Origin of the sequence: Luminiphilus sp. nBUS_07 (assembly GCF_051201685.1) — a bacterium.
Lineage (GTDB): Bacteria > Pseudomonadota > Gammaproteobacteria > Pseudomonadales > Halieaceae > Luminiphilus.
The window spans coordinates 90,878-105,571 of sequence record NZ_CP179213.1 but is presented as its reverse complement, the minus strand read 5'-3'; the positions used below and the strand labels follow the sequence as shown (position 1 = coordinate 105,571).

The 14,694-nt window shown below is 53.1% G+C and carries 15 protein-coding genes; all 15 read right to left on the bottom strand.

Translation table 11 applies throughout. From position 1 onward, the window contains the following. Window positions 1–19: 19 nt before the first annotated feature. Complete coding sequence (gene flhA, locus ACMAZB_RS00505) at window positions 20–2,104, bottom strand: flagellar biosynthesis protein FlhA (protein WP_435218652.1); 2,085 nt, start codon at window positions 2,102–2,104, stop codon at window positions 20–22. Beyond that, on the bottom strand, window positions 2,091–3,245 hold the full coding sequence (flhB, locus tag ACMAZB_RS00500) for a flagellar biosynthesis protein FlhB (protein WP_435218650.1): 1,155 nt from the start codon (window positions 3,243–3,245) through the stop codon (window positions 2,091–2,093). The genes flhA and flhB overlap by 14 nt, the downstream gene beginning before the upstream one ends. Before the next feature lie 8 nt (window positions 3,246–3,253). After that, entirely contained in the window at window positions 3,254–4,027 is a 774-nt protein-coding gene (gene fliR, locus ACMAZB_RS00495) for a flagellar biosynthetic protein FliR (RefSeq protein ID WP_435218648.1), read from the bottom strand. 3 nt (window positions 4,028–4,030) lie between these two features. Next, a complete protein-coding gene (gene fliQ / locus ACMAZB_RS00490) occupies window positions 4,031–4,300 on the bottom strand; it encodes a flagellar biosynthesis protein FliQ (RefSeq protein ID WP_007234284.1) in 270 nt (89 codons plus the stop codon). Between the two features lie 10 nt (window positions 4,301–4,310). Then, a complete protein-coding gene (fliP, locus tag ACMAZB_RS00485; RefSeq protein WP_435218646.1) occupies window positions 4,311–5,057 on the bottom strand; it encodes a flagellar type III secretion system pore protein FliP in 747 nt (248 codons plus the stop codon). Beyond that, complete coding sequence (gene fliO / locus ACMAZB_RS00480) at window positions 5,054–5,485, bottom strand: flagellar biosynthetic protein FliO (RefSeq protein WP_435218644.1); 432 nt, start codon at window positions 5,483–5,485, stop codon at window positions 5,054–5,056. Before fliO ends, fliP begins: the two co-directional genes overlap by 4 nt. Window positions 5,486–5,487: 2 nt before the next feature. Beyond that, window positions 5,488–5,826 (bottom strand): flagellar motor switch protein FliN, encoded by a 339-nt coding sequence (gene fliN / locus ACMAZB_RS00475; protein ID WP_435218642.1) that lies wholly within the window; start codon window positions 5,824–5,826, stop codon window positions 5,488–5,490. Further along, window positions 5,826–6,797, bottom strand: coding sequence for a FliM/FliN family flagellar motor switch protein (locus tag ACMAZB_RS00470; protein ID WP_435218641.1), 972 nt, complete (start codon window positions 6,795–6,797; stop codon window positions 5,826–5,828). Before ACMAZB_RS00470 ends, fliN begins: the two co-directional genes overlap by 1 nt. Before the next feature lie 8 nt (window positions 6,798–6,805). Next, entirely contained in the window at window positions 6,806–7,363 is a 558-nt protein-coding gene (locus tag ACMAZB_RS00465) for a flagellar basal body-associated FliL family protein (RefSeq protein ID WP_435218639.1), read from the bottom strand. A 295-nt stretch (window positions 7,364–7,658) separates the two neighbouring features. Further along, a complete protein-coding gene (locus ACMAZB_RS00460) occupies window positions 7,659–9,323 on the bottom strand; it encodes a flagellar hook-length control protein FliK (RefSeq protein WP_435218637.1) in 1,665 nt (554 codons plus the stop codon). Between the two features lie 165 nt (window positions 9,324–9,488). Then, on the bottom strand, window positions 9,489–9,932 hold the full coding sequence (fliJ, locus tag ACMAZB_RS00455; protein ID WP_435218635.1) for a flagellar export protein FliJ: 444 nt from the start codon (window positions 9,930–9,932) through the stop codon (window positions 9,489–9,491). A gap of 10 nt (window positions 9,933–9,942) precedes the next feature. After that, window positions 9,943–11,376, bottom strand: a complete 1,434-nt coding sequence (locus tag ACMAZB_RS00450; protein WP_435218633.1) for a FliI/YscN family ATPase — start codon at window positions 11,374–11,376, stop codon at window positions 9,943–9,945. Further along, complete coding sequence (locus ACMAZB_RS00445; RefSeq protein ID WP_435218631.1) at window positions 11,369–12,067, bottom strand: FliH/SctL family protein; 699 nt, start codon at window positions 12,065–12,067, stop codon at window positions 11,369–11,371. Before ACMAZB_RS00445 ends, ACMAZB_RS00450 begins: the two co-directional genes overlap by 8 nt. Next, on the bottom strand, window positions 12,060–13,067 hold the full coding sequence (gene fliG / locus ACMAZB_RS00440) for a flagellar motor switch protein FliG (RefSeq protein WP_435218629.1): 1,008 nt from the start codon (window positions 13,065–13,067) through the stop codon (window positions 12,060–12,062). The genes ACMAZB_RS00445 and fliG overlap by 8 nt, the downstream gene beginning before the upstream one ends. Then, window positions 13,060–14,691, bottom strand: coding sequence for a flagellar basal-body MS-ring/collar protein FliF (fliF, locus tag ACMAZB_RS00435; RefSeq protein ID WP_435218628.1), 1,632 nt, complete (start codon window positions 14,689–14,691; stop codon window positions 13,060–13,062). Before fliF ends, fliG begins: the two co-directional genes overlap by 8 nt. Window positions 14,692–14,694: the final 3 nt, after the last annotated feature.

Below are 14,694 nucleotides of genomic sequence, written 5' to 3'. Positions count from 1 at the left end.
TATGCAGGTACCGTGCCAATCACGCGGCATTACCCACAGTAGTTACCACGCGAATGCTCTTATCAGCAGGAATCTCTTCATAAGCGAGAATATAAAAGTTGCTCATGCGACCCCGGAGCAAGCGCGATAGGAACGTACGAATCACTCCAGACACCAACAACACAGGACCAGCACCCTCGCTTTCCATTCGAGCTGCGGAATCGCCAATGCTGCGAACCAAATTATCCAGCAGATTCGGCTCTACTATGCCGCGGTTTTGCTGCAGAGACTGGCCAATCATTTGCTCGAGCTGGGCATCAAGGACCATCACCGGCAACTCTTGACTCATTCCGTTGACCGACTGAAATATTGAAGGTCCAAGCGCTACACGAACAGATGCCGTTAGCGAGTCGGGGTCGGTTTCGGGACTACGATGGCTTGCTAAAGTCTCGGCAATCGTTCGCATATCTCGAATGGGCACACCCTCCTCCAAGAGGTTATGCACGACCCGGGTGATATCTGCCAAAGACATAGCACCAGGTATGAGGTTTTCTACCAACTTAGGTGAGGTCTGCTTTAGGCGCTCGAGCAGCTGCTGAACACCATCTTGACCGATTAACTTCTGAGCATTGTTGCGCAGTAGCTGACTCAAGTGGGTGGCGATCACCGTACTGCCATCAACGACGGTGTATCCCGCTGTTTGTGCTGTATCACGCTGTGTAGGATCGATCCAAAGCGCCTCAAGGCCAAAGGTAGGATCCTTAGTTGCTATACCGTCGACGTCGCCGAATACCTGACCGGGGTTAATCGCCAGTTCGCGATCGGGCATCACTTCACCCTCACCCATTGAGACCCCATGAACACTAATACGATACTGGGTAGGCCCTAAATCAAGATTGTCACGGATGTGCACCGAATCAATCAGAAATCCTAGTTCCTGAGAGAGTTTTTTGCGCACCCCTTTTATTCGGCTGAGTAAGTCGCCACCCTGATTGGTATCAACCAGTGGGATCAGCCGATAACCCACTTCCAAACCGATAAGGTCGACAGTTGAAACATCTTCCCAGCTTAATTCTGAACTCTTTGGTTTCTCAACATCGAGGGGCTCAAGCTCCTCAACGATCACGTCGGCCGCTAGGGACTGCTGCTTGAGAAAACCCGCCACCCCGAGCAGAAGAGCAAAAGATAGGAAAACCAAGTTAGGCATGCCAGGCACGATACCCATCAGTCCAATCACGCCCGCAGCAACAAACAAGACCCGAGGGTTGGCGGTGAGCTGTCGGGTAACCTCGGCGCTCATATCCTGCTCGCTGGACATGCGTGTCACAATAATCGCGGTCGCCGTGGACAGCAGCATCGACGGTATCTGAGCAACCAGGCCATCACCAATGGTCAACAGCACATAGTTTTGTGCCGCGGTGCCCGCGTCTAGATTGTGCTGCAAGGTACCAATGGCGAAGCCGCCAATGATGTTAATAAACAGAATCAAGATGCCGGCAACAGCATCGCCGCGAACAAATTTTGAGGCGCCGTCCATCGCGCCATAGAACTCCGACTCCTGACCAATGCGCTCGCGACGCTCAATGGCATCTTCTTGAGAGATTAGCCCTGAATTTAAATCTGCATCAATAGCCATCTGCTTGCCGGGCATCGCATCAAGTGTAAAACGCGCGGTTACCTCCGAGACTCGCCCCGCACCCTTGGTGACTACAACAAAGTTGATAACGACAAGAATGGTAAATAGAACAAGACCAACCGCGAAGCTGCCTCCCACAACAAACTCACCAAAGGCCTCAATAACCTTACCCGCTGCGCCGGGTCCTGTGTGTCCATCGAGCAGAACGACACGCGTTGAAGCCACGTTGAGTCCCAGTCGCATCAGCGTTGAAATTAGTAGCACCGTAGGAAAGACACCGAAATCAAGGGGCCGGGTCGAGTAAATAGAGGCCATTAAAACCATGATCGAGAGCGCAATGTTAAAGGTGAACAAAACGTCCAGCGCTGTTGGTGGCAGTGGCAGAACAATCATCGCCAGCATGAGCAAGATCATTGCCGGCGTGCCCAGTCCGCTCATGATTGCAGCGAAACTCTGCGGGGGTGAGGTCATAGCGCTAGTCGCCATCATTTAGCTCCTTATTCATGATGTCGGCATACTCTTGAGGTAACTCAATAGATTCGGGCCGCGGTACATAGTCAGTAGCCTGAGCCTTACGCAGGTGGAAGACGTACGCCAAAACCCGTGCAACTGCTAAAAACAGATTGCCTGGAATTTCATCTCCCGCCTCAGTGCTGGCAAACAGCGCTCGGGCTAGCGGGGGTTCCTCGTAAATAACAATGTCGTGGGCTCTGGCGATATGCCGAATTTGCATAGCCATATGATCGGCTCCTTTCGCCAGTACCCTAGGTGCTGTGTTGCCCTGTTGGTCATATTTAAGGGCGACAGAAAAGTGCGTTGGGTTGGTAATGACTACATCTGCAGTCGGCACATCTGCAAGCATTCGACGGTCGGCAATCTCGCGCTGCTTTTGGCGGATCTTGCCCTTCATTTCAGGATTCCCGTCGGTCTCCTTCATCTCGTCTTTGACTTCTTGTTTGGTCATACGCAGCTTGCGGGTGTGATCCCAAAGCTGAAAAGGCACGTCGATAGCCACGACCAAAATCAAACTGGCCGACAGAAAAATCAGCGTCAGCATGATCATGCGACCCGCCTGGGCAATACCTTCACCCACGGGCAGTGCAATTAGACCCATAACCTCACGCTCAAAGGAGAGCAAAACGAGCACGGCCACACCGGAAACCAAGAAAAACTTCAGTAGGCTTTTCACCAGCTCTAACAGCGATTTACGTGAAAAAATCCGACCGAAACCTTTGATCGGATCAATCTTGTCGAGGCCGGGTGACATCGACTTGAGAGAAAAAATCAGCCCTCCCATGACAGAGGGGCCTAGCAGCGCCACAAAGACGGTCAACGCCAAAAATGGCACGATCATCTCCAGCCCTGACATAAGGGTAGCGCCCAAAAATGGCGCCACTTCACTGGTGACCTTCATCGCGGCTGACGGTGGCGTTAAAGCCCCTGTGAACAAGCGAGTCACCGCATCCATGGCGAACTCTCCAGTCAACCAAAGGGCCACGGCGCAGGGCAAAAGCATGAGCAACGTATTAAGTTCCCGAGAACGAGCAACCTGACCCTTCTCCCGGGCCTGCTGTAACCGTTTTGCGGTGGGCTCCTCAGTGCGTTCCTGACCTGTTTGCTCTTCTGCCACAGGTCCCCCTACATGAACACGGCCGGAACCTGCATCAACGCTTGATCCAGAAACTGGGAAAGCGCAGCAATGAGGTTGGGCATATTAATAAATAGGACAAAGAAGCCCCCCATGAGGGTCATGGGGAAACCAACAGCAAAAATATTGAGCTGGGGGGCGGTTCGAGTAATCACGCCAAAGGTCACGTTAACCATAAGCATCGCGGCCATTGCCGGGAGGGCTAATGAGATACCACTGGCAAAAACCTTACTGCCCAAGGCGGCAACTTCACCCAAGCTACTGACAGGGATACCGGATAAGTTTGGGGGCAATATTTGATAGCTGTCGATTACCGTGGCAATCAGAATAAGATGGCCGTTAAGACTTAGAAACAACAACGTCGCTAGAATTACATACATTTGCGACAACACCGGCACTTGCACGCCGTTTTGCGGATCTACCGCCATTGCAAAACCCAAGCCCATGGTCATGGAAACCGCCTGACCCGCATATACCACCGCACCAAAAACCAGTTGCAACACAAAACCAATGGCAAAACCAATTCCCACTTCACGAATAGCCATCAATAAACCGTTGGCGCTAAACAGATCAGTGGTTGGCGGCGTGGGTATGATGGGTGCAGCCAACGCGGCAATAAGAACCGCAAGCAAGACACGAAAGCGAACCGGCACACCGGAGGCACTGAATACCGGTGCGATTAAAAGCATTGCAGAGACTCGCAAAAACGGCGCTGACCAAAACACCATTTTTTCCAAGATGAGTTCTGCAGGTATGGGTAACATGACTTAGCCCACTAACCCTGGAATGTCCATGAATAGGCGCTGAGCAAAGGTAGTCAGAATACGCAGCATCCACGGCCCAATGACAAATAGCGTAACCACTAGGGCTAATAGCTTAGGAATGAAACTGAGGGTCATTTCTTGGATTTGGGTAGCGGCCTGAATAACACCAATAAATAGGCCCACTGCCAAAGCAGCTCCCAACAGTGGCCCGGCGAGCAGCACGGCGAGCCACAGTGCGTCACGTCCTAAATCCAAAACTGTTTCGGGTCCCATACGCTGCGCCTCAGACCGCGAAACTGCGCACAAGGGTGCTGGTAACCAGCGCCCAGCCGTCGATCAACACAAACAGCATGAGTTTGAACGGCAGTGAAATAATAATGGGTGACAACATCATCATGCCCATCGCCATGAGGATAGCGGCGACCACCAAGTCGATAACCAAAAAGGGCACAAACAGCAGAAAACCTATTTGAAAAGCGGTCTTCAGTTCGCTCACAAGAAAGGAGGGAAGAAGAACGAACATAGGGACATCGTCCTGACTTGCAAACGCACCATATCCCCCCATTTCTGCAAACATGGTGAGATCTGAATCGCGGGTTTGAGTAAACATAAATTCACGAAATGGAATTTTCGCCGCCTCAAGCGCACCTTCAAAATCTACCCCTCCGTCGAGAAAAGGCTTCAGCGCAGTAGTCCACGCAACGTCGAAGACAGGCGCCATGATGAACAGTGATAAAAAAAGCGATAGGCCCAAAATAATTTGATTTGAGGGTGTCTGAGCCGTGCCCATAGCCTGGCGCAAAATAGCCAGCACAATGAGTACTCGGGTAAAGGACGTCATAGTGATGAGCATGGCGGGTAGCAAGGTGAGTACCGTCATGACCAATAAAATTTGTATCCCCAAAGCATAGTCACTGCCGCCATCCGCGTTTGGCGTAGTCGATACCAGGGGTATGGTGGCCTGCTGGGCCAGCGCGCTGTCGGGCAACCAAATAGCCAGTGCCGCCACAATAATTAGGAAAACCTTCACGACGAACTATCCTTTTTTCCCATGACGTTCTGCCAAACTTCCGAGAATTTAAGTGGGGGAGCCGGCGTTATGTCTTGTGCTACCGCCGGTTCGTCAAAGACATGAAGGGCAGCGACACGGCCGGGCGCAACGCCCAACAAAATTTGCTGATCACCCACGCTGACAAGAACAGCTCGCTCTCGCTGCCCTAAACCAAGGCTAGAGACAACGCGCATTTGACCGCCCACCGCCTGACCCACGCCATTGACACGACGCATAATCCAGAGCGCACCGAACAGCAAGCCAATTACCAGCGCCAGAGACGCTATGACCTGACCCAAATAAGACCAGGAAAAAAGATCAGCGGTGCTGGGTAGGGTTTCTCCAGCTCCGGTCTCTGCTAAGGCTATGCTTGGGATACACATTAGTAATAATAAGATGCGTGACATGATTAGCTGCCTAACTGCTGTAGCCGCTCTTTAGGACTTACGACATCAACCAAGCGCAATCCAAACTGACCTTCCGCAGACACCACCTCTCCTCTGGCGACCAGCGTGCCGTTGACCATGAGATCCATGGGTTCAGATACGCTCCTATCAAAAGCAACCACGCTGCCTGAAGCGAGCGCGAGCAGCTCTTTGATCGTCATCCGTCGACGCCCCACCTCAACGGTGAGATAAACCGGTACGTCCATGAGAAGATCAAGGTCGATCTCGCCATTTCCCTCGACAGCGCCTTCGTTGAGCTCAGGCGGTGTTGCTGTCGTCATGTCTTCTTGATCTTCAGCCATTATTTACTCCTAGAAAAATCGGTTATCTGAACAGCACGATGGCTGTCATGAGCGCCGTATTTACCGCGCGCTATGCCACGGCCTTCAACGTTAAGTTGAGCCGTTTGAGGTTCGCTGATGGGGATCACCGTACCGACCTTGAATGCCAACAAATTGCGCAAACTGGTTTCAAGCAGGGAAACTACGCCACAAATCTCAACATCAATTTCTGGCACTGCGCTTTGTAAACGCGCTTCCCATTCGGGCTCTACTACCACTTCAGGTTCGTCTCTGCGCGTGGGCATAAGTCTTTGCGCTTGCAGTGCCATTGAGTCATAGGGCAGCAACACTCGAAACTCACCTTGATAATCACTGCTGCAGGTCACTGAATAGGTCAGAACGACATAACCCATGTCGGCGGGCAGTAATGACAGTCGATCGGTGGTGATATCGACGTAAAGGTCTCCTGGTTCAAGGACAAGTCGGTCAGACCACACTTCAACTAAAGTGCGCAGAACATCTTTAGCCAGCTGCTCACTTAACCGCTGCTCGCTGGGGGTCACTTTTCCGGCAAGCTTCGGTGATGCAACCGTACTGCCACCAAAATATTGATTCACCAAGAAGGACAAAAAGTCGCCGGGAACCTCTAGGTGACTTTCACCCTCAAGGGGTTTGATTTCAGTGGTAATCAAAGCAACACGATCAGAGATGGCGGGAATAAGGTCGCCGACACGTGCAAACAATGGCGCAAAAGGCTCAACCGTCGCCTCCTGTCCAAAATTTCTAAGTAAGACACCCTGCAGGACCTCTGCATGAGCGCGCAACAAGCCATCGAGCTCCGACCACTTGGATAGGGTCAGAGCTTCGCCGGCACCGAAGTCGTGGGATTTAAAATGCCCATCATCAAACACGTTGTCAGTCACAGCGTGATCGACGAGAGCTTCTATTTCCTCTTCGCTTAGAACCGGTTGATTGTCGTCAGCTTCAGACACAGCAGCACCTATTGGATAACAAAAGCCGTGAAATACACGTCTTCAACTCGATCACCCTTGGGACCCAGTTCAAGAACATCGTTCACGGCTTTGAGAGATTCAACGCGCAGGCGTTCACGCCCAGCAATTGTGCGGACTTGGTCAAAATCCTGAGATGAAAAAAGCAGTAACAGACGATTTCGTAGGGCAGGAACGTTGTGCTGCGCGTCATCCATCACGCTTTTTTCGTAACCGACTAGATCGACTTCAGCCTGAATGTATCGGGTAGACCCGTTGTGCTCGACAGCCGCGAGCAGTTTTCCTACCGTAATGTAGATATTGTGCCGGTCGTCTTTTTTCTTGCGGTCGCTATCTTCGTCGCCTTCTTCATCGACCTCAGCGCTTTCAGCTGAATCTGGATCGTCAGCCGTCATGTTGCCGACAAAAAATCCGGCACCAATTCCAATACCTAAAAGGAGAATGGCACCCACAACAAGCAAAATAAGCTTGCGCTTGCCGCCACTGCTACCTTCCGAGGACTCTCCGTCTTCAGATTTTTTCTTTTTGGTGGCTTCATCTTCCGCCATTGCTTCCATTCCTTTGTCAGTATCTACCGGAGGCAGGACTGTGATCTATTGTTACCAACAGATAAGCAACCTGCGTACCACGCAGAAAATATTTATAATAAACAATAGTTTACGGAATATTTTTTGACTGGCGTCAGTGTTTTGACGGGCAAAAAAAGCCGCTATCGACTAGCCTAGCCGCAAAATGGGAGGCGTGGAAAGAGGAAAAGATGAACCGCCATTAGTCTTGGCGTTTTACCTATTTTTAAATCAGTGTGCTCGCAACATTCGCCATAACAGCTTAATTACCCAACGGTTATGCGTAAGCATCGAGCATACGGTTGGGGTCAGAGCCCCGATCGGGTTTGCCGTTAATAACCCCGTTCTCTTCGGCGTCTTGGGCGTTAGCACTGAGACCATCACCTGAGCGTGTTTCGGTTTGGGCAAACCCCGCACTGTCCTGCTGACCTTGTTGCGACACTGAGCCCTCGGTCAACTGTAAGCCCGCCTGCTGCAGAAATTCGCGCAAGCGCGGCATAGCCTGCTCTAGGGCTTCTTTCGCCTGGGCGTTATCTACAACGAAGGCAACCCGCGTCGCGTCTCCTTCAGATGTGATGGCAATTTGTAAGCGCCCTAGCTCGGCGGGATGCAAATTAAGTCGAGCCTCGGTTTGTCCCTGCCCCTGAATCATGCGAACTCTGGCAACGACTTCCTGTGGGAACTCAGCCGAATCTGGGGTTGCCTTCATTGCAGCCACCTGGGTGGCAGCACTCATTGTCGATGCTTCTGCTAAACGCGGGGTTGGATTAAGGCCTGCAACTGAGGGGGTATCGGCTGTCCGTGTCCTGGGCTGATCATTAACCGGACTACCCTCGCGAAAACCCTTGGCACGGACCAAACTGGAATTCAGTGCAGCGCCAAACGACTCGCCCTGTAATGCGCGGGTAATTTCAGAGCTACCCTTTCCTGAAACTTCCGTGGTGCCTAGCTCGGTAGCTAAATTTGTGCCTTGAGCCATGCTTACAGCACCGCCAACGGGTCGGTTTGACGGCCCATTAGCGACCTGTGTATCGGTAGCGCGCGCGGTACGCTGATCGGCGTTAGTGTCTTGTGCTGCTCCCATTGCTGTTGAAGTCACCTTAGATTTTTGGGTGCCAGCTATATCGGCGGGAGGCGGTGATGTAGCAGACAGCCCTGTTGCAGCCGCGGTGCCCGTGGCCAGAGGTGCTGATCGTGGCGTCGTAAGTGAATTTTGATTTTTCAGCGTGCCAGAGGCATTGGCCACCTCACCATCATGGGATTCAGGTCCTTCGATGAACCCAGAAGACGCTACCGCTCCCTTACTAGGGTCCACAAAGCCTTGACCACTGAGCCGTGGGGCAACCTTTGACGCCTCGGTTTGAAGCAAAGTATCAGCGGAGGTATTGGGTCCACTCGCAAGAGTCGAATCAGCATCCAAAGCGGTTATTGAGGTAGAGGCAGCAGGCAGAATATTTGATGTTAGCCCTGCCCTGACCGCAGTGTCAGCACTTTGGCCTGGCAACCTTGGCATCTCAGCCGCTGCCCGGTGGGAAGTCGCAGACAACAAAGTTGAACTGCTCATCGATGTTTCCATGGCATTGCCCCCAACCGCTTTATCGAGGGCGGCCTTCAGGAAGGGCGAGGGCGCAAGCTCGCTGGTTGACAAGGAATCTGCAGCCAAACCTCCAGAAATAACCTCTTCAGCTGAGTTGTCGTCAGCAGAGCTCGGCAGTTGTTTGCCGTTATCGGGCAAGGGGTTGCCGGCTTGGGAAGAGTTTTCGGCAACCTGCGACGCACTCGCGCTGCCATTTCTAGGCGCGGTTTCACTGGCACTGCGTGCCGCAGCATCGAACGCTGCGTTGAAGGCATCACCTTCTCCAGCGGCCGCTTTGTCTGACGTTATGGGGCCCGAATCACCCTTTAGAGCGCTTAAAATCCCGTCTAAACCTACTGTTTTCATGCCTTTCACTCTCCAACCACGCGTCGAACCTAAAGCCGAGATGGGGACCAACGTTTAAAAAAACCGATCCTTTACTCGCAGTATCACTCAGCCCTACTTGGCGCAACCGCGGTTTATTGACTTCTCTTATTCCAGAAATTAGCAAGGGCCATGCCAAGTTAAGACCTATGCATAATCTGGAGACGAATTTCGAATGGCGTACTGATCATCGACGAGCTGCTGCTCACGTCGATCCTGTGCGCGTTGCTGCTCGGCCACACGTAACCCCTTCAATTGCTCTAGGGCCTGCACATAGCGAGCAGCGTCCATCCATTGCTCGGTTAACGACTGTAAAACAGACTCCTGCTGCTCTACGTTTTGCTGTTGTTTCATGATGAGGTCGTCAAGTTCGGCGATAAAACGTCGCCCCTCAAAGAGCGCCTGCACCGAAATACCGCGCTGAGCCTCCTGTTTTGCCTGAACAACATACTGGCCCTGATATTGTTGCAGTTGCTCAAGCTGATCTTGGGCCCCCTGCCACTGAGCTTTACCCGAGGCCAGCTGCCCTGCCGCAGCGTCACGTTGCTCCTCAGCCAAACGAATAACTAATGCCAACTGTTTTATTTGCATAACTTACGGGCTAGCGTGTCGCCGGTGCCATGGGTGCCGGCATCGTTTGCACGGGTTTTTGCTGGAAAGGCATCTGCGTTGCGGGTCCGGTGTCTTGCTGCATCGCTTCAGAGACCTGCGCAAGTTCGGTAAGGCTGCTGTCAAAATTGGCGGGCTGATCTAAGGGTTGCTCGATCAGTTGGTGAACAGCATTGTGATGACGAATCGCGAGGTCAATTTGCGGATCTGTACCGGCTCGATAAGCCCCCATGGCAATGAGGTCACGATTAGCCTGGTAAGTCGCGTAAACATCCCGTACCTGCCTAGCGTGAGCCTGCTGAGTATCGTCAGTAATTTGCAGCATCGCCCGACTGATCGACGCTTCTATATCGATAGCGGGGAATAAGCCGCTGTCGGCCATTTTTCGCGATAAAACAACGTGGCCATCTAGAATAGCTCTCGCTGAATCGGCGATGGGATCCTGTAAGTCATCGCCCTCAGTAAGTACCGTATAAACCGCTGTAATCGAGCCACTGCCCAAATTACCTGCACGTTCTATGAGGTTCGGCATGAGTGAAAAGACCGAAGGCGTATAGCCTCGCGAGACGGGTGGCTCACCTGCGGCCAAACCAATTTCGCGCTGCGCTTGCGCAAATCGCGTTAAAGAGTCGACGAGCAACAAAACATTTAGACCCTGAGCACGATAATATTCGGCGATGGCTGTGGCACGCCAACAACCTGCAACGCGCATTAAGGGTGACGTATCGGCGGGAGTCGCCACGACCACCGCCTTCTTCAGACCCTCGGGGCCCAAACTGTCCTCGACAAACTCACGTACCTCCCGGCCGCGCTCACCGACGAGGCCAACAACGACAACATCGGCCTCAGTAAAGCGAGTCATCATGCCCAACAGCGTACTTTTACCAACACCACTCCCAGCGAACAAACCTATACGTTGGCCCCGGGCGACGGTTAGCAAGCTGTTAATAGCGCGTATACCGACATCGAGGGGTTTTTGTAGAGCACCGCGATCCATGGGGTTGAGGGGCTCGCCCTGCATCGGCACGGTTATATCGCTCGATGGTGGTGAAAACCCGTCCAGAGGACGACCGGCACCATCAATCACACGACCCAGTAAGCCAGGCCCCACAGGAATTCGATCGCTACCTTCAAGGGGCTCAACACGGGCACCGGGACGTAAACCTTCAGCACTGCCCTCGCACATCATGACCAACCGGTCACCATGGAAGCCAATGACCTCTGCCTCAATGGGGATTTTGCCCTGTATGAGACAACGTGAACCAATAGGGGAGCGCAGGCCTACAACCTCTAACCGCATGCCTGATAAATGCACCAGCTGACCGGTTTCAACAGGGTTGGGCGCCTGCAACTTTTCTGACAGACCTTCGAGCCGCTGCGCGAAACGACCAAACTGCGCTTGCCGGACTTGTGTGACATCAGACATCCTCGTCACCGGAAGCCTCAGAGATAACCCCTTCAGAAGCTGACCCACCAAACCGATCGGCGATCGATTCGATATCAGTGACTGACAATGAAGGAGCAGTTTCACGCCCGCTGTCATCGACCCGGCGGGTTGCTCCTGCGATGGTGGTTAACGTTTCTCGAATCATAGTTTCGACCCGCATATCAACCAATGCGCGATCTGCGCGAAGCAGGCACCCGCCTCGCTGAATATTGGGATCTGGCGTAATTCGACTGTCAATATTTTCGCCGCTTAATAAGCCGGCCACCACGTCGTGATCGGCCGGATTAACACTGACCTCGATCGAGGTTTGAACAAATCCCAGCGTTGATAAAGCCTCAGTTAAAACCCGCGCAATCGCGTCTCGGTCGGTGCTCAACTCTCGGCGAATTACCGCCTCACTCATGGCTACAGACAACCCCATGAGGTGGCTGTGAATATTTTCTTCCATATCGGCAAAGGGCTGTTGCATGGCGTCCCACAGGGCGGTCATTTGAGCCAATACCGTTTCAGCCTGAGCTCGACCCGCTTCCTGACCTCGCTGCAAACCCTCCTGATAGCCACGCTCCTGGGCTTCAGCAAGAAGCTGCGCTTGCTGCGCCTCGACATCGGCTGGCGTAACAACTCGCAGTGCTGGGGGCTGCCAAGTGGCAGCGCCGGCTAACTCAGACATAATCGCCACTCGCTCGACCCAACATAATCTCGCCCTCATCGGCTAGAGTTTGGGCATTGATGAGAATCTGCTTCTGGGCGGTTTCAACTTCAGACACTTTCACCGGACCTTTAGCATCCATGTCGTCCTTCAAAATCTCTGCAGCACGCTCTGACATGTTGTCAAAGAATCGTTCTTGCAGGCTGGCATCGACACCCTTCAAAGCCACCACCAAATCTTCGGTGGCGATTTCTCGAATGAGTCGCTGAAAGCCGCGATCGTCAAGTGACATAAGGTTATCGAAGACGAACATTTTTTCTTTAACGTCGTCGCCTAATTCCTGATCGGTGCTTTGTAGCGACTCTAGGAGAGTCTTTTCCAAAGAAGAGGACGTGGCATTAAGAATTGCAGCCGCGTTATTAACGCCCTTAACCTTACGGGGAGGGGTCTTCTGTAATTTGCCCAGTTGACTCGACATCACGCGATCTAACTCTTCCATGGCCCGGGGGTCGAGCTCTTGCATACGAGCGATACGAAGAATTAAGTCCTTTTGAAAATCTTCGGGGAATAATGCCAACACCTCTGCAGCATGGTCGTCTTCCAGTTGCGTGAGTACGGTCGCTGCGATTTGTGGGTGCTCCTCAATGAGCACAGCGGCAATTGCCTCTGCGGCCATCCAATGCAAGGCATCAACGCCCGAGTGCTCCTCAGGTTTATCGAGAACTTTGGAAAGAATAGTTTTAGCGCGCCCTTCCCCCAACGCCGTAGTCATAACGCGCTTGGTAAATTCAGGGGCCGTCACAGCCAGAGGATTAATCTCGGACGCTTCGGTACAGAACTTAGCCAAAACGCCACTGACATCTTTATTCGTCAGACCTGAGATTGTAGCCATGGCCTCGCCAACTTGCTGCACTTCTTTGGCGCTCAAATGCTTCATGACTTGGGTAGCGGTATCTTCCCCCACCCCCAGTAAAAAAATTGCGGCGCGTTCTGCGCCACTCATATCTTCGAGATTAGCCATCAGTTGCCATCCAATTCTTTACTACGTAAGCGGCGCGGGCGGGTTGTTCGTTCACCACGTTGCGTGCCATAGCAATGCTCTGGTGATATGCCGGTGTGGTGGTGCCCGGAAGCGCCGCCTGTGCCGGACCACTCAGGGCCACCGTGTCATCATTTATACCGCCGTCTGTCCCCATGGGGCTCGCCAACTGTGGCAACCCATCTGAAGGGGGCGGAGGCGGCGGTGTGTAGCTGGTGGAGTAACGAATTAATGGGCGGATCACCGTAAGGATCAACATGAGAAGCGCGACTAGCGCCAAAGCCCCTTTTCCTGCCTGCCAGATCCAATCTTGCTCGAGCAAACCTGGCTCGGGTATTTCCTCAAGGGCCTCGGGTACCACAAAGGGTGAGTTGATCACGCTAACGGTATCACCCCGAGCATCATCAAAACCCACCGCTTCTCGCACCAGCGCCGTAATTTCATCCAGCCGGCCTTGCTCAAGAGCAGTTCGGTTACCGTCTTCATCGGTGACGTAATCAACCACCACTGCAATCGAAAGCCTGCGGAGTTTTCCGGGCACTTCTCGAACGTGGCTAATGGTCTTATCCATTTCAAAATTGCGCGTCGCTTTTCGGCTCTCCCGGGTGGGGCTTGGCGCTTGTGCCACAGTATTTTCGGCATCAGCCGGATCTGCCGCACCGGGGGGCTGATCGGTTAGCTGCCCCGGAGCACCTTCAGCTGCGATTGACTTCAGCGTGAGATCTTCTGTGGTCTGCTCACTGCGCATGATTGTTTCAGGTGAATACTGCTCGCTGGTGCTTTCAACCCGAGTAAAGTCGAGGTCTGCGGTCACCTGAGCGCGAGCCGCCCCAACGCCCAAAATAGGCTCCAAAATGCTTTCGATACGATCATTCAATGAATCCTCGAGTTGCTGGGCAATTCTGAACTGTTCCGAGGTGTAACCAAAATCGTTGTCCTCACCGTCTTGGCTGGACAACAACTTGCCCGCCTGGTCGACAACCGACACCTTCGATGCCTGTAGCTCAGGAATGCTTGACGCTACTAAATGCACAATGCCGGCTAGCTGGCGTTCACTGAGGCCACGACCCGGATATAAGCTCACCATGACCGAAGCCGATGGTTCCTGTCCCCGACGAATAAATGCCGACTGCTTGCTGGCAGCCACGTGTACCCGGGCGCCTTTGACGCTGTCCATCGCTGAAATCGTACGCGCCAGTTCGGCTTCAACCGCGCGGTTGTAACGGGCTTGTTCCATAAAACTAGACAGACCCATTTCTTGCTCTTGATAGAGCGATTCAAAACCCACACCGCCCCCGCGTGGAAAGCCCTCACTGGCAAGCGCCATTCGAGCTTGGGGAATTTTATCGCTAGGCACACTCAGTAAGCCCGAGCCCCCTGCCATGGTGTAGGGAATGCCGTTAGCTTGAAGTAGGCTCACCGCGGTCGCGTTATCGGCGGGAGACATAGCACCGTAGAGCGGTTGGAAATCGGGCTTCATAGCCCACTGAATAACACCCACACCCAGCGCGACACTGGCTGCCATGCCAATGAGCAACGCCATTTGTCGGGTAACGGGCTGAGCGGCAAAGCCACTTACACGATTAAGAATAGGATTATCTGCCATGAT

Coding starts and splice junctions, on each gene's coding strand:
- fliR (WP_435218648.1), bottom strand. CDS start 4,027: ATGTTACCCATACCTGCAGAACTCATCTTGGAAAAAATGGTGTTTTGG.
- fliQ (WP_007234284.1), bottom strand. CDS start 4,300: ATGGGACCCGAAACAGTTTTGGATTTAGGACGTGACGCACTGTGGCTC.
- fliO (WP_435218644.1), bottom strand. CDS start 5,485: ATGTCACGCATCTTATTATTACTAATGTGTATCCCAAGCATAGCCTTA.
- flhA (WP_435218652.1), bottom strand. CDS start 2,104: ATGATGGCGACTAGCGCTATGACCTCACCCCCGCAGAGTTTCGCTGCA.
- fliJ (WP_435218635.1), bottom strand. CDS start 9,932: ATGCAAATAAAACAGTTGGCATTAGTTATTCGTTTGGCTGAGGAGCAA.
- fliN (WP_435218642.1), bottom strand. CDS start 5,826: ATGGCTGAAGATCAAGAAGACATGACGACAGCAACACCGCCTGAGCTC.
- fliG (WP_435218629.1), bottom strand. CDS start 13,067: ATGGCTAATCTCGAAGATATGAGTGGCGCAGAACGCGCCGCAATTTTT.
- ACMAZB_RS00460 (WP_435218637.1), bottom strand. CDS start 9,323: ATGAAAACAGTAGGTTTAGACGGGATTTTAAGCGCTCTAAAGGGTGAT.
- ACMAZB_RS00445 (WP_435218631.1), bottom strand. CDS start 12,067: ATGTCTGAGTTAGCCGGCGCTGCCACTTGGCAGCCCCCAGCACTGCGA.
- ACMAZB_RS00465 (WP_435218639.1), bottom strand. CDS start 7,363: ATGGCGGAAGATGAAGCCACCAAAAAGAAAAAATCTGAAGACGGAGAG.
- fliF (WP_435218628.1), bottom strand. CDS start 14,691: ATGGCAGATAATCCTATTCTTAATCGTGTAAGTGGCTTTGCCGCTCAG.
- ACMAZB_RS00450 (WP_435218633.1), bottom strand. CDS start 11,376: ATGTCTGATGTCACACAAGTCCGGCAAGCGCAGTTTGGTCGTTTCGCG.